General features: G+C 35.2%; 19 protein-coding genes and 1 tRNA gene. 5 read left to right on the top strand and 15 right to left on the bottom strand.

Going from position 1 to position 21,762, the window contains the following annotated elements; all coding sequences use genetic code 11:
* Positions 1-3,336: a TonB-dependent receptor gene (locus MQE36_RS01385; protein ID WP_242937418.1), complete on the bottom strand. Its 3,336-nt coding sequence runs from the start codon at positions 3,334-3,336 to the stop codon at positions 1-3.
* Between the two features lie 436 nt (positions 3,337-3,772).
* The gene (locus tag MQE36_RS01390) at positions 3,773-4,918 is read right to left on the bottom strand and encodes a FecR family protein (RefSeq protein WP_242937419.1); all 1,146 of its coding nucleotides are present in this window, start codon (positions 4,916-4,918) and stop codon (positions 3,773-3,775) included.
* Between the two features lie 103 nt (positions 4,919-5,021).
* On the opposite strand from MQE36_RS01390, the gene MQE36_RS01395 reads away from it, so the two are divergent.
* Both MQE36_RS01395 and MQE36_RS01400 read left to right on the top strand, forming a co-directional pair.
* On the top strand, positions 5,022-5,609 hold the full coding sequence (locus MQE36_RS01395) for an RNA polymerase sigma factor (protein ID WP_242937420.1): 588 nt from the start codon (positions 5,022-5,024) through the stop codon (positions 5,607-5,609).
* A gap of 143 nt (positions 5,610-5,752) precedes the next feature.
* The gene (locus MQE36_RS01400; protein WP_242937421.1) at positions 5,753-5,905 is read left to right on the top strand and encodes an SsrA-binding protein; all 153 of its coding nucleotides are present in this window, start codon (positions 5,753-5,755) and stop codon (positions 5,903-5,905) included.
* On the opposite strand, the gene MQE36_RS01405 is transcribed toward MQE36_RS01400, so the two are convergent.
* Positions 5,902-6,414, bottom strand: a complete 513-nt coding sequence (locus MQE36_RS01405; RefSeq protein WP_242937422.1) for an adenine phosphoribosyltransferase — start codon at positions 6,412-6,414, stop codon at positions 5,902-5,904. The genes MQE36_RS01400 and MQE36_RS01405 overlap by 4 nt on opposite strands.
* Here MQE36_RS01405 and MQE36_RS01410 point away from each other — a divergent pair.
* Positions 6,413-6,676: a hypothetical protein gene (locus tag MQE36_RS01410; protein ID WP_242937423.1), complete on the top strand. Its 264-nt coding sequence runs from the start codon at positions 6,413-6,415 to the stop codon at positions 6,674-6,676. The two genes, MQE36_RS01405 and MQE36_RS01410, sit on opposite strands and share 2 nt — an antisense overlap.
* A 111-nt stretch (positions 6,677-6,787) precedes the next feature.
* On the opposite strand, the gene MQE36_RS01415 is transcribed toward MQE36_RS01410, so the two are convergent.
* The 11 genes from MQE36_RS01415 to MQE36_RS01465 form a co-directional block, all read right to left on the bottom strand.
* Positions 6,788-8,767: a cadherin domain-containing protein gene (locus MQE36_RS01415; protein ID WP_242937424.1), complete on the bottom strand. Its 1,980-nt coding sequence runs from the start codon at positions 8,765-8,767 to the stop codon at positions 6,788-6,790.
* Positions 8,768-8,951: 184 nt separating this feature from the next.
* Positions 8,952-10,493 carry a cadherin repeat domain-containing protein gene (locus tag MQE36_RS01420; protein WP_242937425.1) on the bottom strand — a complete coding sequence of 514 codons (1,542 nt, stop codon included), beginning with the start codon at positions 10,491-10,493 and terminating at the stop codon, positions 8,952-8,954.
* Between the two features lie 249 nt (positions 10,494-10,742).
* Positions 10,743-10,973, bottom strand: coding sequence for a hypothetical protein (locus MQE36_RS01425; RefSeq protein WP_242937426.1), 231 nt, complete (start codon positions 10,971-10,973; stop codon positions 10,743-10,745).
* Positions 10,974-11,230: 257 nt separating this feature from the next.
* Positions 11,231-12,232 (bottom strand): hypothetical protein, encoded by a 1,002-nt coding sequence (locus tag MQE36_RS01430; RefSeq protein WP_242937427.1) that lies wholly within the window; start codon positions 12,230-12,232, stop codon positions 11,231-11,233.
* Positions 12,233-12,338: 106 nt separating this feature from the next.
* The gene (locus tag MQE36_RS01435) at positions 12,339-15,296 is read right to left on the bottom strand and encodes a sensor histidine kinase (protein ID WP_242937428.1); all 2,958 of its coding nucleotides are present in this window, start codon (positions 15,294-15,296) and stop codon (positions 12,339-12,341) included.
* Positions 15,280-16,023, bottom strand: a complete 744-nt coding sequence (locus tag MQE36_RS01440) for a LytR/AlgR family response regulator transcription factor (protein ID WP_242937429.1) — start codon at positions 16,021-16,023, stop codon at positions 15,280-15,282. The genes MQE36_RS01435 and MQE36_RS01440 overlap by 17 nt, the downstream gene beginning before the upstream one ends.
* Before the next feature lie 530 nt (positions 16,024-16,553).
* Positions 16,554-16,703 (bottom strand): hypothetical protein, encoded by a 150-nt coding sequence (locus MQE36_RS01445; RefSeq protein ID WP_242937430.1) that lies wholly within the window; start codon positions 16,701-16,703, stop codon positions 16,554-16,556.
* A complete protein-coding gene (locus MQE36_RS01450) occupies positions 16,700-17,347 on the bottom strand; it encodes a hypothetical protein (protein WP_242937431.1) in 648 nt (215 codons plus the stop codon). The genes MQE36_RS01445 and MQE36_RS01450 overlap by 4 nt, the downstream gene beginning before the upstream one ends.
* 107 nt (positions 17,348-17,454) lie before the next feature.
* A complete protein-coding gene (locus tag MQE36_RS01455) occupies positions 17,455-18,543 on the bottom strand; it encodes a DUF4097 family beta strand repeat-containing protein (protein WP_242937432.1) in 1,089 nt (362 codons plus the stop codon).
* Positions 18,521-19,066 (bottom strand): hypothetical protein, encoded by a 546-nt coding sequence (locus MQE36_RS01460; protein ID WP_242937433.1) that lies wholly within the window; start codon positions 19,064-19,066, stop codon positions 18,521-18,523. Before MQE36_RS01460 ends, MQE36_RS01455 begins: the two co-directional genes overlap by 23 nt.
* Complete coding sequence (locus MQE36_RS01465; RefSeq protein WP_242937434.1) at positions 19,067-19,606, bottom strand: RNA polymerase sigma factor; 540 nt, start codon at positions 19,604-19,606, stop codon at positions 19,067-19,069. It abuts the gene before it with no gap.
* A gap of 401 nt (positions 19,607-20,007) precedes the next feature.
* On the opposite strand from MQE36_RS01465, the gene MQE36_RS01470 reads away from it, so the two are divergent.
* Together MQE36_RS01470 and MQE36_RS01475 are read left to right on the top strand one after the other, a co-directional pair.
* On the top strand, positions 20,008-20,367 hold the full coding sequence (locus MQE36_RS01470) for an ISAon1 family transposase N-terminal region protein (protein WP_242935916.1): 360 nt from the start codon (positions 20,008-20,010) through the stop codon (positions 20,365-20,367).
* Positions 20,348-21,334 (top strand): ISAon1 family transposase, encoded by a 987-nt coding sequence (locus MQE36_RS01475; protein ID WP_242935915.1) that lies wholly within the window; start codon positions 20,348-20,350, stop codon positions 21,332-21,334. The genes MQE36_RS01470 and MQE36_RS01475 overlap by 20 nt, the downstream gene beginning before the upstream one ends.
* A gap of 189 nt (positions 21,335-21,523) precedes the next feature.
* Here the strand turns inward: MQE36_RS01475 and MQE36_RS01480 are convergent.
* A tRNA-Arg gene (locus tag MQE36_RS01480) sits at positions 21,524-21,597 on the bottom strand.
* Positions 21,598-21,762: the final 165 nt, after the last annotated feature.

Below are 21,762 nucleotides of genomic sequence, written 5' to 3' on the forward strand. Positions count from 1 at the left end.
TTAGAAAGAGGCATTAATACCAAAAACAAAGCTTTTTACCAGTGGATAGAAATTACCTGAATTTAGTTCAGGATCCAGTCCCGGATAATTAGTGATCGTAAACAGGTTTTGCATATCGAAAGACAATTTTAAAGAAGAAAATATGTTTTGCCTCTTCATTACGTCTTCAGAAAATGTGTATCCCAAAGTGATGTTTCGGGCCCTGATAAAGCTGGCATCTACAAGCCAATAGTTCGCTCCGGATTGATATCCGGAATAATTTGCATCGTATAGTGCTGTCGGGAATGTTCCATTGGTATTCTGAATATTCCATCGTTCTGCAGAAACAGGCATCGCATTATAACCAAATGCATCCATGGTACTCTCTGTGGCTCTACCACCAGCCAAAGGCGACCATTTTTTTTGTTTCATACCAGATAAGAACACATATAGATCAAAACCTTTGTACTTGAACGTATTTCCGATACCAAAAATCAGATCAGGATCTGCATTGCCAATATAGGTCCTGTCTGCTTCGGTAATTGCACCATCGGGCCCTATCAAATTGCCTTCGTCATCATAACCGTGAATGTCTTTTATGATAATTCCTCCCGGAAGCATGTCCGGCATATGGCTGGGAGCAGTTCCGTATTCACCGGTAAACACTCCATTGGATTGATAACCGAATATAGGAGAGAACAATGCTTTTTTACCTTTTTCGACCTCATAAGGAGAAAGCACACTAAGAGCTTGTTCTGATCGCTCTACCCAATAGTTTAAGTAGTGCGATAGTGTAATATTGGTAGACCACTGGAATCCTTTCGAGCTTCCCGGTACAATATTCCTGGTTTCCAGGCTGATTTCATAACCTGTAGATCTCGTTTTTCCGGCATTGGCATATACACCATCAATAATAAAACCTGATGGATACGGAACAAATGTGATCAGGTCTCGTATAGTTTTATTAAAGTAATCTACCGAACCCGATATACGGTTGTTGAAAAGCCCGAAATCCAAACCTACATTGAGCTCGCCTGCAGTTTCCCAGGTTAGGTTAGAATTAGCGGCACGCGACAGTACAAGCCCGGAACTAACACTATTGGTGCCAAAATAGGCGCTCAAACTTGTATTGTATATTTCAAATGCTGCCGATCCGAATGAGCTGTTACCCGTTTCTCCGTATCCTGCACGTAGTTTAAGCAATGAGATCTTGTCGATAGATTTTAACCATGGTTCATCGGAAATGATCCAACCGGCAGATACGGCTGGGAAATATCCCCACTTTTTATTTTCTGCAAATATGGATGATCCGTCCCTTCTAATTGAGGCTTGTAGTGTAATATTATCATTATAAGTATATATGGCCCTGGCAAAATAAGAAGCCCATGTGTTTTGGTTCTTAAATGACCCTACAGTTGGTTTATCTGACTGTCCCGAACCCAACGAATAATATAAAATGGCATCAGATAGGAAGTTTTGGTTCCCGGCATTGAAACCACTCCAGTCGGTTTGTTGGTATGTATACCCTAAAACAGTATTTAGATGATGTTTTGCCGAGATATCTTTGTCGTAATTTAGGGTATATTCATATAGTTTGGATTGAGAATCCGATTCTGTGATGCTCGCAGAACCATTGGCCTGATTTCCGTATAGAAATGTTTTTGGGAAATATGAAGAACGCTTTGAATAGGACTGATCGTAACTAAAACTGGCTTTGGCCTTTAACCCGTCAACAATAGACCATTCACCAAATGCCGTACTTAATACACGATGGGATTTTGTAATATCGGTATTGGTTTCGTACGATAATGGATTTGGGATGTTTGGATAATAAGGGCTTACCGGATAACTGCCGTCTTCTAGTCTTAGCGGTTGTATGGGAGCCCAGTAAATAGCAGCCGTTACGATACCTCCGTTTTCAAATTCACCACCTGTAATCGTGTTGTTTGCTTTTGAGTTAGATAATAGGATATTAGCCCCAACCCTGATTTTATCGGATAGTGAGTGTGTTAAATTAAGCCTTCCGTTATAACGTCTGTAATCGGTACCAATAATAACACCCTTTTGTTCAAAGTAATTTCCGGAAGCAAAATATGTAGTTTTCTTGTTTCCTCCCGATAACGATATGTTATGTTGTTGGGTATAACCACTTCGCGTTATGGCATCGGTAGCAGCTTGTCGGTTTAAAGCATTGCCGATTTCTTCCTCAGAATAAAGCGGGGAATAAGGAGTGACTGTTGAAGCATCTACAGTACCGTAGTATGGAGCTATCTGGTTATCTCTGTACCATTTTTCCAACCTTAACAGGTTTCGTTGTTCCATGTATTCTTTCGCACCGAAAACAGGATACATCTTGTCTGCATTCTGAATAGCGTAATTAGAAGAATACTGAAGTGTAGATTTGCCTTCCGCACCTTTTTTAGTGGTGATAAGAACAACTCCGGCACCGGCCCGGGCTCCATATATCGAAGCAGCACTGGCATCCTTCAGGAATTGAATGGATTCGATATCGTTAGGGTTTATAAAATTCAGGGATGATTTGTCGACACCACCTGCGGCATAACCGGCACCGGGAGGGGCATCGTATTTAGAACCTACACCATCGCCAAACGAAGGCTGTCCGGCGGTATCATTTACCGGAACACCATCTATAACATAAAGAACGCCTGCATTCGCAAAAGAGGGGTTGCTTCTGATTTTTACTGAAACTCCTGCCCCCGGCTGACCGGTAGGCTGTACGACCTGAACACCGGCGGCCTTCCCCTGAAGCGTTTGTTGAAAATTGGAAGCTACACTTACATTCAAATCCTCTGCATCTACCTTACCAATGGCTCCGGTAACGTTCTTTTGCTTGATGGCTCCATAACCAATAACTACAATTTCGTCTAATTGTGCGATATCCGGTTGTAATTTTACATCGATGACGGTCTTCCCGGCAACATCAATATGTTGGGTAAGGTACCCGACATAGCTGAAAGACAATGTATCCCCATCGTTGACCTCGACCGTATAATTCCCGTCAAAGTCAGTAGAAGTTCCTTTGTTTGCTCCCTGGACCATTACCGTAACTCCCGGTAATGGCTGTCCGTTTTCGTCCGTAACAATTCCGCTAATCGTTTTTGCCTGTATTGTCGGTATGGAAAGCGAAAGGGTAGGAGTTGTTTTACGGGTTGACCTTGTTAAGATGATGTTCTTTCGTTTTACCTTATAGTCTACGTTAGTATTATTGAACAATTGTTCCAGTACAGTGTCTAATCGTTCGTTTGTGACGTTTAAGTTAATTTTTTGTTGCAGGTCTACATCTTGTAAATTATAGAAGAAACTATACTCTGTCTTAGATTCGATTTCTTTAAACACATTTTCGAGAGTAAGGTTATCAATATTTAGGCTAACTCTCGTTTTTTGCGAGTAAGAGGTGACTGCCTGCAGTTGAAATATGCAAACAAATAAAAAAATGGAAGTTAGTTTCATTTTAAGATCAAATTTGACTGCACACGGAATCTTCTCCCGAAAGCATAAAGATTTTTTCATAATTTTGCTTTTTTGGTGGTTTTACATCTGTTTCTTGATCACTAAAAATACATGTCGGGTGATGTTGCGAGCATTGCCCGATTTTTTACTCGATAATCGAGATTTGAATACCTTGTAGCAGACTCCTTTTAGAGAGGTCTCTCCGGTTATCGGCTCCAAGGCAATCTACTTACCTATATAGGATATAAGTAGAAACTCATACGTTAAACATCCGGTTTGGGAAGGTTGATTTTCATAATTTTTAAGAGTTTAGTTTTTAATTTTATTGGGCCGGTTTCGTTATGATTATGGTATTGTTCTTTATCTCATAATTAAAGAAGCGGGTTTCTTTAAAAGTATCTAATACTTCATAAACAGGGATATCATCAAAAGAACCCTGATAGCGTTGTTCATTTAATTCGAGGTACCGATTGTCTATGGTCACATTGTATTTTTTTTCTAATCTTGCCAGGATCTCTTCAAATGGTTTTTTATTAAAAACAAGTTTTCCTTCCATCCAGGCCATATAATCGTATGGATTTACAGTTTTAATATCAGGGTTGCCGTTTTTATCCCAGGCTGCCATCTCGTTTGGATGAAGCAGAATAGGATCGTGTAAAGCAGCCAAGTCATTTAATGCTATGGCACCTTCTAAGAGTACTGCAGTTGACTCCGATATATCTTCATAGGCAGATACGTTGAACTTGGTTCCCAGAACAGTGATGTTTTTGTTTGCCGTACTGACAATAAAAGGCGCATTTTTGTTTTTTGTAACTTCAAAAAAGGCTTCCCCTTTTAAAAACACCTTTCGCTCGTTACTTTGAAATTCCTTGGGATAAGTAAGTTCACTGCCTGAGTTTAGATATACGCGCGTCTGGTCGGATAATAATAGTGTAAATGTCTTCCCGAACGGGACCTGAAGGGTATTATAGGTGATTTTTTTTCTGCTTTGTTTTGAAGGATATTTTAAGGTTTCTCCATCTTGTGAAGCTATGAGGTTTCCGTCCTGATCTGTTATCTGCTCTTCATTTGATGGATTTATTATAATGGTGTTCCCGTCTTCAAGTTTAAGGGTAACCTGCTCGTCCCGGATAACCAGTTTCTCCGATACTTCTGCCCTGTTGAAAATACCATACCCCAAAACCAGTACTCCTGCAAAAATTGCTGCATATTTCAGAGAAACCCGAAGGATCTTCATTTTATTCTTCCTTTTCTCTTCATGGTTGATATGAAGTTTTATGCTGGTATATGCATCTTCCGTATTGAAACGGAGCAATTGAGACTTAATAAGGTGGTCCAACTGGACTTCTTTCTCGAGAAACTTTAAATTCTGTTCATCCGACAACCATTCTTTTAATGTCTTTAGTTCGTTTTCTGTGAGGCTGTCATGAATAAATTTTTCGATTAACCGACGTTCGTCTTCTTTCATTATTTTGTCTTTTATATATGTATTATGCTGTTTTCATAAAAAACCCCTATATATTTTTACGTTTTTTTTCATTTTTCTTATTTTGCTTTCGTAAAATATAAGTATGAAGCCTTTGAAAACAGATGACCGGGAAGCTATCATCACCTTAATTAAAAAGGGAGAGACAGAGGCTTATAAAGCAGTGTTTGTTAAATATTACAAACAACTATGCGTGTATATAATGAGCTTTACTCCCGATAAAAGTATTGCTGAGGATGTTGTACAAACTGCATTCATCAGATTATGGGAAAACAAGAGCCAGTTAAGGGAAGAAGGCTCTGTTAAGGGTTTTTTATACACGACTGCTTTTAATGAATTGGCCGGTATTTACAGGAAAAACAAAAAGCTTAACGATGCTCTCATGGATATGAAATATGAAAGTATGCATAAGCTTATTGAGCAGGATTATGAAATACTGGAGCACAAGTTAGCCCAGGTAAAACAGGCCATTGATTTGCTCCCTCTTAAATGCCGTGAAATCTTTTTATTGTGTAAAATGGATGGCAGATCGTACAAAGAAGTGGCGAAAGAATTAAACATCTCAGTCAAGACGGTTGAAAACCAAATGGGAAAAGCATTGAAAATAATAAGGGACAGTGTCGACACTAAAGTGCTGAACCTTTTCCTGCTTATAAACAAGTTTAAAAGATAACAATACAATGCTTTAACCTTATAAGTAATAAGATGTACTTATTGGTCGTGGTTATTATCTCGTAAACTATTTCGTTTACAACAAAGACAGCGACATATTATATTTTTTTGTAGTTTAAACCTTGAAAAATCAAGGTTTATTTTATGAAAAAATCTTTCTTTAAAACGATTGCTAAAATCAATAAAATAGTACTTCCTTCATTTACAAAAAGGAGACTGGATATCAGCAAAGCTAAAAAATGGCAATTAGCCATTATCGGATGGCGGGCATATGTTACAATAAAAGCCCTCGATTAATACTGCAATAATGATGCTGTCGGATGGCCGTTTAGTTTCTCCCTGCCCTTTAAAAAAGTAAGCTCCATCAAGAAATTACACTGAACAATCTCGCCCCCTAATTTCTCTACCAATGTACATACAGCACCTGCCGTTCCGCCGGTTGCTAAAACATCGTCGTGGATCAATACCCTATCCCCTTTCTCAATGGCGTCAGCATGAATCTCTACTGCATCCGAACCATATTCCAGATCATACGACTGAGAAATTGTTGTAAAAGGCAATTTATTTGGTTTCCTCACAGGAACAAAGCCGGCGTTCAACTCCTGAGCCATCAGCATTCCAAAGAAGAGCCCCCTGCTTTCAACACCGATAACTTTATCGATTTGCTCATTAGAAACAAGGCTTATTAATTGTTGTAAGGTATAATTATATGCTCCGTTATCATTCAGCAACGGGGTTATATCCTTAAAAATCACTCCCGGTTTCGGAAAATCGGGTATATCTCGAATGTATCTTTCTAAATCCATGCCTAAAAATAATAATTCTACAAACTATAAAAGGCTTTCTAAAATCGATTATTCCGGCTTTTTTTCCGATCCCTATACAATACACTCCATTCATACCCTTCAGGATCAGAAAAGGGAAACTCCTCCAAACTACACAGGTCAAATACGCCAGACTCTGATTTTAAATTCAATTGAACAAACAACAAAACCAGACCTGCTCATTATTAAACAGGAAAAGACCAAAAACAATAAACTGCTTTGGTCTTTAAAAGAAATTTTTTAGCTCTTTATAATTCTACCGGCAACTAGTATCATAACTTGCCGCGGCATCTTTTTCCCTAAGAGCCGTCTGTAGGTATTGTAAAACCAGCATCTATTTTCATACAGATTAAATTTATTCTTTTACTTTACGTATAGCATGGCTGTCGGTAATGAGTATATTATTATTTGATTGCGAATCAGGTATAATTCCTGCGGGAAAATTAAGTTTTGCCGTATTTTCATCTCCATCTACATTTCCTTGCCCGTTTTTACCTACCACGGTAACTAAATGTAAGCTACCCGTATTTCCTGTTACTACACGGGTTACTTTTCTTATTGCATGGTTACCATAATCTGCAATGTATAATTCATTTGAACGATCACCTGCAATGGTAATTTGTTGAGGATTGTTTAATTTTCCTGTAAACACAGAACCATCATCCAATCCAGCACTTTCTGGCACACCCGCATACAAACGAACTGTTCCACCACTGTTAATACTCCTAATTACATGATTACCATTATCACTTACATAAATAGTACCCCTGCTATCAGCAGTGACATCTACAGGGTTATTAAACTTAGCTTCGTGTAAACGATCACCATTCGCATAACCGGATGAGTCAGGGCTTCCTGCAAAGGTGGTCACCGTACCATTAGGCGTAACCTTTCTGATGGTATGGTTGCCAGCATCAGCGACATAAATATCATCTCCATAAAAACACAAACCACTAGGGCTTGAAAATGAAGCTGTACTTCCTATTCCATCTACATTTCCAAAAGCACCTGAACCTGCAAGGGTAGTAACCACCCCATTAGGCGTAATTTTTCTAATTCTGTTATTACCTTTATCTGAAACATAAACATTTCCTCGATTATCTATAACCAAATCACTTGGTGCATTAAACATTGCTACAGTACCCGTGCCATCAGCAAAACCTTTGGTAGATCCCGCAAAAGTGGTTACCTCTAAAGTACTACTGTTTATTCTTTTTATTTTATGGTTTAATAAATCGGCTACATAGTAAAATCCACCGTGATAAGCAATACCCCACGGCGTATTAAAGCGGGCACTTGTTCCTGTGCCGTTTACATCTCCGTCACTACCATTTGTAGCACCAACAATGGTACTTACAGTGCTGCTATTTTCGTTAACATCGGTTACTTTTATAGTAAATGTTTCTTCAGTATACAAAGCTTTGTTATCCGTAACTCGCACAGTAATGGTATGAGAAGTTTTGGTTTCATAATCCAATGATTCACCTGTTTTTAAGGTGATTTTTCCCTGATTTTCAATTTCAAAAAGTTGATCAGAGTCTGAGGTAATACTGTAATTGATAACATCATTTTCAGGATCAACAGCAACTATTTCAGCGATGATATCATCATCATTTATATTTTCTGCCACGTCGTTAACATAAGAGCTGTCAGTAATAACCGGAGCTTCATTAACATCTGTAATATTTATAGTGATTGTTGCCGTACTGGTGTAAACTCCATCACTAACCGTTACCATTAGTTCATATGTAGTTTTAGATTCAAAATCAAGAGACTTTCCCGTAGCCAGCTGTAACTTTCCTTCATTTGAAGAGCTGAATGTAAAAAGACTATCATCATCAAGAGTAAAAGTGATTGCATCGTTATTAGGATCTGTGGCAACTATGGTTGCCAAGGTAACTCCTGTAGCAGCATCTTCTGAAACCTCAAAACTCTGATCGTCTATTTTTGGAGCTTCATTCTCAACAACATCGGTAACGTTAATAGTTATTACTGCTGAGGCTTTGTCTTTACCATCGCTTACTTCTACAGTAATTTCGTGTTTGGTTTGAGTTTCATAATCTAAACTTTTGTTAGCAGTAATACTCAAATTACCTGAAGTATTTACAGCAAACAGATCGTCGTCATTTTTTGTAATCTTAAAAATTAAATCGTCTTTATCAACATCAGTAGCTATAATAGTTCCGATATTACTGTTTGCAGCTTTATCTTCTGCTACCGTAAAGCTTTGTGCTTTAATAACCGGAGGGGTGTTTTGTGGTTCATCATCTTTACTACAAGCAATAAGCTGAATAGTGATAAAACTTAGTAACATTCCTTTTTTAAATAATTTCATTTTTTTATTTTTTAAATTTTTGTGTAAGAATACTACTTCTTATAAAGCCCCTTTGAAGTTGTTTTATAAACAGAAAATTGAGTTTGTAAGCAGCTTAGGCAACATCTATTAGAGGTTAGATTCTGCAAAAAAGGTCAAAACAAACATATGTCCTGACCTTTAATAAAATGTTTGTTAATGATTCTTAAGGACAAGTAGTATTGTAACTAGCAATAGCATCTTTATTCCAAGAACCGTCGGCAGGTACTGTAAAGCCAGCATCTATTTTAATACAGGTTAGGCTTGGATTTTGTCTAACTTCGAAGAGTGTCATATTATTGTTAGAACCATTTGCTAAATTTAGACTAGTAAGCTTATTATTTTCAAGGCTTAATTTTTTCAAATTTGTATGAGAACTAAAATTTAAAGAAGTTAATTGGTTTATGTTAAAACTAACATCTTCTAGTTTAGTATTTTTTGATATATCAATACTTGTTAATCCGCAAAGAGCAAGATGTAAAACAGTTAATTCAGTATTTTTACTTAAGTCTATATTAATAAGGCTATTATTACTTGCCTGTAATTCAGTTATTTTTACAAACTCTTCTATTCCTGTTAAATCATTAATACCTTTACTTTGTATGTGTATACTTCCTACATAGTTATTGGCTTCGGTTACTTGTATTTCACTATCACCATTCGTGTTTATGGTGGTATTTGCTACTAAAACCGCTTTAAAATTTGCATCAGGTATATTTACTATAGTACCTCCTGTTTCAACTACATCGGTAACATAAATTATAACACTATCAAAAACATAATGTTTACCGTCAAAAACTGTTATATGCACGGTGTGTTGCGTTGCAGTCTCATAATCTAAATTTTCACCTGTAATTAATGATAATTCACCGCTATTGGCATTAATTGCAAACAGGTTGCCTGTCGTACTTTGTGATGTTAAACTATAAGTTAGATTATCTCCTTCTACATCGGTAGCTTGTACTTGACCAATAATTACGGTATCATCAATATCTTCATTAACAGTAAATGGGCCAGTTACTGTAACAGTGGGCACAACGTCATTTACATTGGTTACATTAATAGTTATAGTAGCGTTATCTGAACTTCCATTAGCATCGTTTACTTCAATATTTAATGTATGAATAGTTGTTGTTTCATAATCTAACTTTTTATTCATGCGTATTTCTCCAAACGAATTAATAGTAAACAGACCATCATCATTTCCGTTTTTTATAGAAAAGGTTGATACATCATCATCCGGGTCTGTAATATTTAATTTACCCGCCAAACCACCAAGTCCAATATCTTCAGCTACCGTAAAACTTTGATCAGCTATAGAGATTGGGCTATTTTCGTTTACATCGGTAACGTTAATAGTTATTACTGCTGAGGCTTTGTCTTTACCATCGCTTACTTCTAGAGTAATTTCGTGTTTGGTTTGAGTTTCATAATCTAAACTTTTGTTAGCAGTAATACTCAAATTACCTGAAGTATTTACAGCAAACAGATCGTTATCATTTTTTATTATTTTAAAAGTTAAATCGTCTTTATCAACATCAATAGCTGTAACGGCTCCTATGTTGCTACTTGCAGCTTTATCTTCTGCTACCGTAAAGCTTTGTGCTTTAATAACCGGAGGGGTGTTTTGTGGTTCATCATCTTTACTACAAGCAATAAGCTGAATAGTGATAAAACTTAGTAACACCCCTTTTTTAAATAATTTCATTTTTTTATTTTTTAAATTTTTGTGTAAGAATACTATTTCTATTTAGGGAGTTTAAAAAGCGTTTTACGAACAGTAATTTTTGTTTATAAATAAAATACATAGATACTAGTTGAGTTGAATAAAAAAAGACTCCAGAGCAAGGACTATTCAACTCGGGAGTCTACTGAATTTGATTCTAATTATATGTTTAATCTAATTTTAGAGGTACATTTCCTTGGTAATACCCCGCAACATTGGCTCTATTTTCATCTACCAAAGTAATTGTAATGGTGTATTCATTATATTATTAGTATCAACCGAAATGTTTGCCGATTCTATAGCAATACTATCACCTGTTTGATGCTCGCCTAAGGAAGCATCAAAATTTAGCAAATGATATCCTTCACCAATTGTAAAACTAGCGCCATTTTGAGTGTCTAAAAGGTATTTTCCTTTCGTTGATTTTTTGTATTGACTAGCATAAATCTGAAAAATAAACACGTCTCCTTTACCTTTTGGATTTTTATTTGCATCGGTGGAAAGCCCCGGGCTAGAAAGATATAATGTAATATCGGTAACCCCATCGCTGGTTCCGTGATTAATAAGTGCTGCATTTTTAATTGCTAACTTTTTAGCGCCAATTTTAATTTCGTCATCTACTTGGGTAATATAATCATCACTATTTCAAGAAATTAAAAAGAATACACAAAAAGTTACTAAACACATGTTGAAAATTTTATTTGACCTCGTAAATATTTTTATTTGACTGTTATACTTCCACTACAACCACTATTAGCACTATAACAAAAAGATTTGTTAGAAGAGTTAGGATCGTAATTGTAATAATAATTATAAGAACAAGACACTTTTAAAGAACTTGAGTTAGTTACTCTACTTGCGTTACTTGAGCCCTCTTTAAAAATATAAATATCTCTACCTGTTCGATTAATTATGGTAACCGTTTCTCCGGCATTTTCTTCGTCCATTGCTTTCATACGAGCTTGATGCTCTTTTAATTTTTTATACTCAGGTGTAGCTCTTATGGAATCGTTGTAACGTTTAATCTCTTCTTCTCCCATGGTTTTTGCTTTCTTTATATCAGCAATTTTAGCTTTGTCTTTTGCTGTTAAAGGAGCTGCCTGTTTTAACTTCATAGCTGCGATATAATCATTAAACTTTTTATCAAGGTTTAAAGAAGTAAGATATTTGTAGGTAGGGTTATTGGTAGTTCCTGTTGAATTTAATTTGGCTTTCATCCGGGAGAGAAGACTTCCTTTTTTCTTCTTTTTGTTTTTGGGAGATTCGACAGCAGCACGGTCTTTAACAAGAACATAAACAGCAGTTACGTTTTCCATGCTGGGAAAACTTCCATCGTATATTTTTTTTAGGCGGAACAGTAAATCGTCAATTACCATATAGCCTTCTTTTGTATACCCATGCTTTATACTGATAGGATGGATATAGTTGTCTATTGTACCATAATCGCTTAATTCAGTTTCACGAAAAGCACGTTTATCTTCACTAATAAACCTGGCTTCAAAACCAACAGGAATTCCAGTAGGAGTACGTTCTATAGTAACTTTAACGGGTAAGTAAGAAGTCTTAAAATTATAAGTTCCATCTCCATTAGCTATCAAAGCACCAAAACCCTGATAGGTAGCTTCATCACCATTGTTTTCTAATGCTTCAAAAAAGTTTTGTTGTGCTTGTATTGTAAAAGACAAGAGCAATAAGATCATTAGTAAGTAGACTTGTTTCATATTCATTTTATTTAAATTTTATAGCAAGTATACTATACAGTAAGTATTACAAAACAAAGCACTTAATGAATAACCATTTGAGTTTATAAACAAAAAAGGAAGAGTGCTAAAACCTTTTTCTATAGGGCATGGTTACAATTACTCTTGTACCATTAGGAGAACTGTTTTTATAAATATCTTCAATAACAAAGCCTATTTTTACAGCATATTGTTTTTGAAAAATTTCCAAGCGTTTTTTTATGGCGTTTAAAGCAAAGGATTCATGACGATTTCCTTGACGGAGGTTAATCTCCTTGCTTTTCTTTCTTCCGATACCATTATCGGTAATAAGGCATTGCAAGGTGTTTTCTGACAAATGGAAGGTGATATCTAATTCTTTTTCTCCCTCTTTATGTAGTAAACCATGCACTAAAGCATTTTCGATAAAAGGCTGAACCAATAAAGAAGGTACTTCCAATTCTTCATGAGCATCGTAGGTGATTGTATACGTGAAGTCATCACCAAAACGAAGCTTTTCCAGTTGTAGATATACATTTAAAAACTCTAATTCTTTTTCTATCGGTATAAAATCTCGATTCGCATAACTCAAGGTATTTCGTATAAGCTTGGCAAATAATACTATATAGTCGTAAGAAGCATCTGTGTTTTGTTGTAAAACTAAATCCTGAATAGAGTTTAACGCATTGAAAATAAAATGCGGATTCATTTGTGAACGCAATGCAGTTAAATTAATCGCTATCAGTTCTTTTTCTAAAGATATTTTTTCAAGTTGAGCAATGCGCTCTTTCTCCTTTTTTTGCATTGCTTTTTTAAAGTATAAAATGGTACCTCCTAAAATAAGAGAAGCTATTAATAAGATAAACCATAACGTTTTCCAAAATGGTTTTTTTATTAAAAAGTATAGCTCTTTTATTTCGTAAGTAGTATTTGTACTATTTAAAAAAGGTTGTACCTGAAAGGTATATTCACCTGCAGCTAAACTATTGTACTTTATTGAGTTTTCACCAATAGCTGTAGTTAACCAAGTATCGTTGTACCCTTTTAAACGATATTTATATGTTCCTTTTTGGTTAAACAAAAAGCCATTAACATTAAAACTTATTTTTATTGCATTTTGATTATACTTTAGCGTATAGTTTGAAGTAACCAGAGTATCTTTTTCATTGATTTCTACCGCACTAAAATATACTTCAGGATGTAATGTTTTAAAAGCATTATTTCTGTCAACGGAAAACAAACCCTTGTCAGACGAGAAATAGCTCTTGTTACCGACTGTTTCGATCCCAGAAATATTATATGATTTAATACCCTCTCGCTTGGTTAGTGTTTTAAACTTATCGGTAAGAATATCAAACTCTTGAATACTGTTACCATTCACAATCCATAGCTTATTTTGATCTGCTTTAATTTTTTCTACAATATTTGATGTCAAGCCATTTTCGGTAGTATAATGGTGAATTACTTTACCATCCTTTATTCCCAAAAGGCCATTTTTAAATGTAGCAACCCAGACAATACCATTAGTGGTTTGGGTTATAGATTTACCATAGATGGGTTTTTCTTTGTTTAAAATTACCTGTTTGTTCCAGAGACTGTCATAAACAGCTAATTCATCAACAAAGGCAACATAAACTTCGTGTCTTTTTTCATCGTAAAAAGAATCGTAGGTTCTTTTATTTGTTGAAATAAATTTTCCCTTACCGTGGTAATTGGCATTTTTTAATAAAATAACTTTGTCGTGGTTGGTGTAAAGTAAATCGTTGTGGGCTAATAATGAAAAACTCTTTACACCATCAAAAAATCTGGTTTTTTCAAGAGCTAAATTTCTATAATCTAAAACATAGCTTCTAAACCCTTTACTAATATAAATTTTTTGCTGATTGGGATTGTATTTTAGTTTAGACAGTTTTCCTTCGTTAGCAGGTAAATTAATCGTTGTAGAAGTGTGGGAGTTGGTGTTATAAAAAATAACATTTCCATGGTTACTTCCTGTAACTAAAGTAGTATCGTTTATTTTGTCTAGTGTTTTTATATTTTCCTCTTTTAGAGGAATATTACAGGTTTCTATATGAATATTAGGAATAATACAAACACCATTATTTAAACTGGCAAGCCAATAATTATCGTCTTTATCTTTAATGATTTTGGTAATATGCTTATCTGTTAAAAATCTTTTTTTTAGTTGAAAAGCAGCGTTTTTGAAAGTAAAAACCCATACCCCTTGATTTGTTGTTATCCAGGTTTCATTATTTTGCTCAAAAATAGTATAGAGCTTAATTTTTTCTAGGCTTTCAAGTCCTTTTAAAGGTTCTAACTTTTTTTGAGAGAAATTTAATTTATAAAAACAATTTTTTTTGTTTCTTATTTGAGAGTAAATATAAGTTGAGTTCGTTTTAAAAATAATAGCCTTTCCCAAACTTATGGCATTTCCTTTCTTCCCTTTATGAGGGAGCTTGGTTTCTATTAGTGAAGTTATATTGTTGTCTTCGTTTATTGAAATAATAGAATCGAAGGCTCCTACATAAATAGAATTGTTAGAAGAAAACGGAGTTCCGAAATTTTTTGTAGTAGAATGTCGTTCTAATATTTGTTTGGTTTTTAAATCTATTTTGTAAATAGCTCTCACTGTAAAAACCCATAAAAAATCATTTGTTATCACAAAATCAGCCAGTTCACCATTTAAATATTTACTTAAGTCTGTAAATAAATGTAGCTTATCGTTTAGGATATAGAAAAATTGACCAGAAATATTATTGCACCAAATCCGTCCTAAGTTATCTTCTTGAGTGTTGAATACAGAAGCTCCGCGTTGTAAAGGGTTGCCATAATTTTTAAAGGTTTTACCATCATATCTATAAAGTCCTTTATTTGCACATAGCCATATAAAACCTTTACGATCTTCGAGAATGTTATAGAATTCATTATCGGGAAGTTTGTTCTTTTCAGATAATTGTATAAATACAGGATCTTGTGCTTGCAGTAAAATAGGAGCAAAACATAAAATTAATAAAAGAATATATTTTATTAAAAGAAATGGTTGTTTATGACTAGATACTATTTTCAAAGCTACTTATTCTTGATCTGGAAATCTTTGCTGTAATAGTTCCATTATCTAGAGTGAGGTTTAAAGTTGTTTTGTTTAAAAACTCAATATAAGCCAAATTAACAATCCATGCTCTATGAGAACGGAAGAAAGAAAGTTCTTCAGACAATGTATTTTCGAAAAATTTTAAATTTTTACTAGCAATAATAGTTGTTTTATTTACAACATGTATCTTACTATAAGCTCCGTCGGCTTCAATAGCAACGATGTCTGTTAAACTAAGAATATGTCTATTCCCTAATTCAGGAATAACAATCTTTTTACAATTTTTATCTTTTATGGTTTTAAGTAGGGAGTGATAATCAACTAATGAAGCTTGTTGGTGTAGCTTATGCTCTAACTTTTTAAGAGCTATATCTAGTTTATTTCTGTCAATAGGTTTTACTAAATAATCAATGGCATTTAACTCAAAAGCTTTAATGGCGTAATGATCATAAGCAGTAACAAAGATAATTTCAAATGATATGACATCAAAAAACCTTGCGATTTCATAGCCTGCATAATTAGGCATTTGTACATCTAAAAACACAACATTGGGTTGTAGTTCTTTTATTTTTTGAACACCAGACTCCAAGTTATTGCAAGAATCAAGAATGGTAATATTGGTAGAAGCTCTTTCTAGTAAGTTAGATAAAACATTTCTCGCACTTTGTTCATCATCAATAAGAATTGCTTTGATTTCAGCCATAAAAGCGAATATAACAATAGAGTTTCATAAAAGTCTGAAAAATTTACAAAGGGAAGATTCGGTTTGTGGAAAAATAATTATACAGAATAAAAAATTCATTCCCCCTGCCATCGTCGAAACTTATTTCACCTATAAACCCTGCAAAAGTTTTTTTAGGAAAAAGCATCATTACAAAATGATGATCTCTTGTCAAAAAACTTCCAGGGTATTTTGATTTCTCATGCATTGAATTCTCCCTAAAACCTGCTTCATTGAATAAAACTGTGGCTTTTGGACCTCCTTTACCGGGAAATTAATCCATCCTTGTTTCGGAAAAGTTGATATAGGCATTAAAGCCTGTAGCCATTCCTATAGCCTGGTAATCTGAAACATCCATGTTTTTTTGTTGTTACAGCATCGGTAGCGTTTACATGAATGTGGTCTATGCTACATGAAACAACAATAAACACAGTACTGTTGCCTTATAAAACAGATTGATTGTTTTCATTTTGATTGCCTTGTTGAAAAGTACTTTGACTAAAAAATTAGCCTTACATGTTTTGGTTAAGCGTTACAACCGGAATCCATTGAAAATTTATCGGATACCATTCATCTTTATTTCTGTCTGAATTAATCAGTACCTGATCGTCTTCGGAAAACACAAATTGCGCATTTATCCCTGTTTTTAACTTGTTCTTCATAATCCGCTTTTTTTATACCTGTTCCTGCCCATATTAAACACCCCGATCTTCACCCCGATGCCTGCCGAAAAACCATCGATCCTCGATAGGGGAAAGTCATCGAAGCTCAGCCTGCTGGAAAACCTATGTTTTACCCCTGCCTCCAATTGTACATACCTGTTTATATTGAACAACAAATTAATTCCGGGTTCTAAAACAAAAACCGCTTCCCACGAATCATCTTCGACAACATAATCATCTATATCACCTTCCAATATCCCTATGGCCCCACCACCAATCAATAAAGGGAACGACAGGTTCAGGATTGACTTGCTAAACAATATCGGTTCCAGATGTATTCCCCCATACGCACCAACCAGATCGTTGTCATTGTCAGAAATTCCCAACCTGTTGATATCCGAGTACAATCCGACAGCCTCTAAACCAACTTCAAATTGCTGATTTGCTACATAAGCTACCTTAAAACCGGCAGCATAAGTGTCTTTTTTATGCATTTTACCATAATAGGTAGCCAACCCCATATAAACACCATGAACGGTATTTTTACGATCGTTAAACTCTATATACTCTCCGGATTCCTGCGCATTTACACAAAAAGAAAACCCTAAGAGAAATAAAGCCAGGGTGATTTTAATTTGATTCATGTTTTTTTGATTCGATTATTATATTATAATAGACAGTTCAAAAATTAATGGGTTGCATTAATCTGAAATAATTTTCTGTAAAGAACAATATCTACCGGTCTATTGAATTATTCCTTTAAGGTTATTACACCTTTTTTACCGGTAAAAGAAAATGCTCCCTGAAGATCATTGCCATATGAAGCGTAAATATTTCTTATCCGGTTGCCTTTATCAACAAGTTCGCTTTTAACATCCGTAAAAGTTTTAGGCAGTCTTAACAACCCTTCTTCTAAGACAGCATCGAACTTAAAAGACAGTCCGGATATATAAATGCTGATATCTGAGGATTCCTGGTTTATATTTACGGTAGCATCTGACCGGTTCATTTTTAAGATCCTAAGATTGGTAACTTTCATTTCCAGGTAAACATCATTATCCATTTCGTTAACTTGCATATCGGAAAAATCGACAGTACCGTTTATATTTCCCAGATAATCTATTACCACTTCATCTTTACTGGAATACAATTTCAGGTTATTTACTTTATCAATTTGAATATCAGTACCGCTGGTTCTTAACATCAGATCTTGTGATCCTTCAATTTTTATACTTCCGTTTTTCATATGTATGGTACCGTAAGTCATGGTTTTTGCCCTAAGCTTCCCGAATTTCATTTCTACATCGGCAATAACAATAGAACTATTTATCCACAAATCGCCGTGCTCAATCTCTGCCTTTAATTTGCCTGTCCAATCTTCAACCATAACATCGCCAAACTTATTTGTGATCTCTATTTCCGCATTTTCCGGCAGGTAAACCGTGTAATTGATCTCTATGTTGGTCTTGTCGAATTCGAAAGGGTTCACCTTGTTAAAATACCTGGAAAACAGGTTCTCATTCTTTTCTGCCACTTCAGAAGTAACATTCACATAATTGGTTGCTGTCCTGAAATCGGGCTTGATACGATTCAGAAGGCTTTTGGCATCTTCCGCTTTCTTGCTTGTGACCTTCACCTCAACAACTATTTCTATGCTGTTCTTTTTCCACCCGGTAATACTAACATTCCCATATTTATTGTTCAGGTGCAACTCCCCGGCATTTGTCATTTCATAGTTTTTTTCAATTCTCTTGGTCAATATTTCCTGCGAAAACACCGAGAAGCTTATCAGTAATACAAAAAGCAATATTGATCTTTTATAAAATATATTCATGTTCATTATTCATTTCTTTTGAACTATTGATCTGTTTTAATAAATTCTCTATTAACTCAATTCTTTTTTTATAATTGATAACTATAGCCTCTAAAACACGCTCGGAATCCAGGTTTTTATATAATTCCCGTTTTAGCATTTCGTATTCTTCATCCAGTTCATCCATAAACGAAAGGAATTCCTTTTTTTCCTGGGGCGACAGCCGGGTATTGCTGTTTATCAATTTAATCTGACGGGCCACCAGTCCATTGTAATGCATATCGATAGCTGTCAATTCCCGGTTTAAAACCCGACTTTGTCGGCCCGTAACGGCACTGCTCATTATATGTATCATGCCGGAGATTCCCAAAACAATTACGATCGTTGCTGCCACTTTAAACATCCGTGATTGCCACAGTCTCATAACTTTAGAGCTGTTTTTAGTTTGCTCTAATCCTGCTTCAATATTCTTCCAAAGTTTAGATCTGTCAGCTTTATACTCATCAAAGAGTGCCCGCTGTTCTTTTATATTCTTTTCGAAATCGTCCATTTATAATCCGTCTATTATTTCAATTAATTTTTTCTTTGCCCTATGGTATTGGGATTTTGAAGTTGATGTTGCAATTCCTAAAATCTCACCAATTTCCACATGGTCGTAACCTTCTATCAAATACAAATTAATTATTTGCTGAAACCCTACAGGCAATAGTTTAACTCCTTTAATTACCTTTTGAATATCCATTTCCGGGGCCTCTGTAATTTCGTCGTCTTTAATGCCATATATTTCATTTTCGAAGGGTACAACAGGGATCCTTTTCAATTTTAAATGATTAATACTTTTGTTTACTACAATCCGTTTTAACCATGAACCGAATGTACTTTCGTGCCTGAACGACGATAAATTCTTAAAAGCCTCAATAAAACTATCCTGAACCAGATCTTCGGCATCTTCTTTTATCTTCACTATACGCATAGATACATTATACATCGCATCTACATACTGAATATACAGATCATACTGAGCAATTCTGTCGCCCAATCTGCTCTTCTCAACAAGCTCTTTATGAGTATATAGGGTATTGGTTTCCAATTAAATCGGCCGGCTGTTAATTTGTCTTAAAGATACTTTTTAGAAACTGTTTAAATTTTTCTACTATTATAGACAGCTAAAAAATGAAAGGGTTGCATGAAACGAAGATTTTCTTTGAAACCAGCGACTTTTTATGGCAGAGCACTTCGTCGATTTCATAGTTTCACCTAAAATGTTTCCTCAATTTATCATATAGTGAAAATTAAAACGACAATTTTAACGAGATTACGAATTTCTAATCACATCGTTTTAATTACCGTCAAAAAAATAAAACCCTAATATTTTCACAATCAATATATTATAGTTTTATCGTGACCTCGGCAGGATTACTTTGGATCAATCTCAAAAGTTGTGTGTAAATTGAATTTATAGTATGATCTTTGTTTTAAAAACTGACTTTATTGGATCCATACATTGACTTACTAAAGGTTCTCTTACCTGAACTATTAATTACTCATTTCGATATTGCTAAGCATGAAATAAACAAAGATGTTCTTCATCTTTATTTTGAGGAGAAGAATGATATTCCAAAAGAACTTTCCTCTGAGATACTTATTTCACACGGTTTTCATAAAGCAATCACCATTCAGGATTTCCCCGTTCGTGGCAAGCATGTTTATTTACATATCAAGCGCCGTCGATGGCTAGACAAAACCACAGGGCAAGCTGTGCATCGAAATTGGGATTTGGTAGCGCAGGGAACTCGTATGACCGTAGAGTTCGCTGCTTTTTTAAAAGCACTTGGTCAGTACCAAGACTAATGATTGCCACACCATAGGTGGGTTTTATGGAGTTAATGGCAAGAAGTTACAACGACACTATCGAGATTATCTAAGTAATTTTAAAGAGTGGAGGCAAAAGTCCCACGCTAAAGACTGGTTAATCTTTCCTGAGAATATGGGTAAGTATTTATCTATTGATGAGACCGCTCTATCCAAAGGAGAACTCTACACTATTATTACTAATAAAAAAGCTAAAGGTAAGAAAGGTGCTATTGTAGCTATACTTGCGGGAACCAAAGCTGAACCTATTATAGAACAACTGCTTAAAATCCCAAAGACACTTAGAGATAAGGTAAAAGAGATTACTTTGGATATGGCACATTCAATGAAAATGATTGTCAAAAAATGCTTCCCTAAAGCCATACAGGTAACAGATCGATTTCATGTACAAAAACTAGCCCTAGAAGCACTACAAGATATTAGAATCAAACATCGATGGGAAGCTATTGACCTAGAAAATGAACAAATTAAACAAAGTAAGAGTACACAAAAAGTGTTCATTCCAAAAACCTTTCCTAATGGGGATACCAGAAAACAACTCTTGGCTAGAAGTAGGTATCTACTCTATAAAGCACCCAACAATTGGACACAAAATCAACACATACGATCCAAAATCCTCTTTGAACAATACCCCGACATCAAAAAAGCATATGATTTAGTACAAGGATTAAGAAACATATTCAATACAGCTACCTCTATACAAACTGCTTACACCAAGTTAGCACACTGGTATAAGGATGTAGAACAAACAGGGTTTAAAGCTTTTAACACCATAGCTAATACGATAACTATGAACTATAAATCGATCTTGAATTATTTTATAAACAGGAGCACCAATGCTTCGGCTGAATCTTTCAATGCTAAAATAAAAGCGTTCAGAGCACAGTTTAGAGGAGTGAAAAATGTAGAATTCTTCCTTTATAGATTAACTACAATTTTTGCATAAACACAACAATTGGGTATGATCCATTACTTTCGCGATCCTGAATGAGCTCAATGTAGTATATAAGAAACCGTGCTGCTCCTATCGTCACAGTTGGTTTTTGTGCCTTTGCGCGTTTACAAAAGCTGATAGCTTTTGACACTTCCAAAACCACAAAAACCACGCCTTTCGAGCGTGGTTTCTTGAATGTCGTGACCTCGGCAGGATTCAAACCTGCAACCTTCTGAGCCGTAATCAGATGCGCTATTCAGTTGCGCCACGAGGCCAATATTTAAATTCACTCACCTATCCTGTAAGCGGGTGCAAATATAGGATAATTTTTGAAAACCTTCCAAAATTTATAACAAAAAAATCATTCGAAACTTTATGAAACACCTCTTCCGGCACATCCTCAAAACCCCACTAAAACTATGGGTTTATGAGGGTTAATC

Origin of the sequence: Zhouia spongiae, from assembly GCF_022760175.1 — a bacterium.
Classification (GTDB): Bacteria; Bacteroidota; Bacteroidia; order Flavobacteriales; family Flavobacteriaceae; genus Zhouia; species Zhouia spongiae.

Coding starts and splice junctions, on each gene's coding strand:
- MQE36_RS01460 (WP_242937433.1), bottom strand. CDS start 19,066: ATGGACGATTTCGAAAAGAATATAAAAGAACAGCGGGCACTCTTTGAT.
- MQE36_RS01410 (WP_242937423.1), top strand. CDS start 6,413: ATGCCTAAAAATAATAATTCTACAAACTATAAAAGGCTTTCTAAAATC.
- MQE36_RS01445 (WP_242937430.1), bottom strand. CDS start 16,703: ATGAAGAACAAGTTAAAAACAGGGATAAATGCGCAATTTGTGTTTTCC.
- MQE36_RS01450 (WP_242937431.1), bottom strand. CDS start 17,347: ATGAATCAAATTAAAATCACCCTGGCTTTATTTCTCTTAGGGTTTTCT.
- MQE36_RS01395 (WP_242937420.1), top strand. CDS start 5,022: ATGAAGCCTTTGAAAACAGATGACCGGGAAGCTATCATCACCTTAATT.
- MQE36_RS01455 (WP_242937432.1), bottom strand. CDS start 18,543: ATGAACATGAATATATTTTATAAAAGATCAATATTGCTTTTTGTATTA.
- MQE36_RS01405 (WP_242937422.1), bottom strand. CDS start 6,414: ATGGATTTAGAAAGATACATTCGAGATATACCCGATTTTCCGAAACCG.
- MQE36_RS01440 (WP_242937429.1), bottom strand. CDS start 16,023: ATGGCTGAAATCAAAGCAATTCTTATTGATGATGAACAAAGTGCGAGA.
- MQE36_RS01430 (WP_242937427.1), bottom strand. CDS start 12,232: ATGAAACAAGTCTACTTACTAATGATCTTATTGCTCTTGTCTTTTACA.
- MQE36_RS01415 (WP_242937424.1), bottom strand. CDS start 8,767: ATGAAATTATTTAAAAAAGGAATGTTACTAAGTTTTATCACTATTCAG.
- MQE36_RS01420 (WP_242937425.1), bottom strand. CDS start 10,493: ATGAAATTATTTAAAAAAGGGGTGTTACTAAGTTTTATCACTATTCAG.
- MQE36_RS01400 (WP_242937421.1), top strand. CDS start 5,753: ATGAAAAAATCTTTCTTTAAAACGATTGCTAAAATCAATAAAATAGTA.
- MQE36_RS01390 (WP_242937419.1), bottom strand. CDS start 4,918: ATGAAAGAAGACGAACGTCGGTTAATCGAAAAATTTATTCATGACAGC.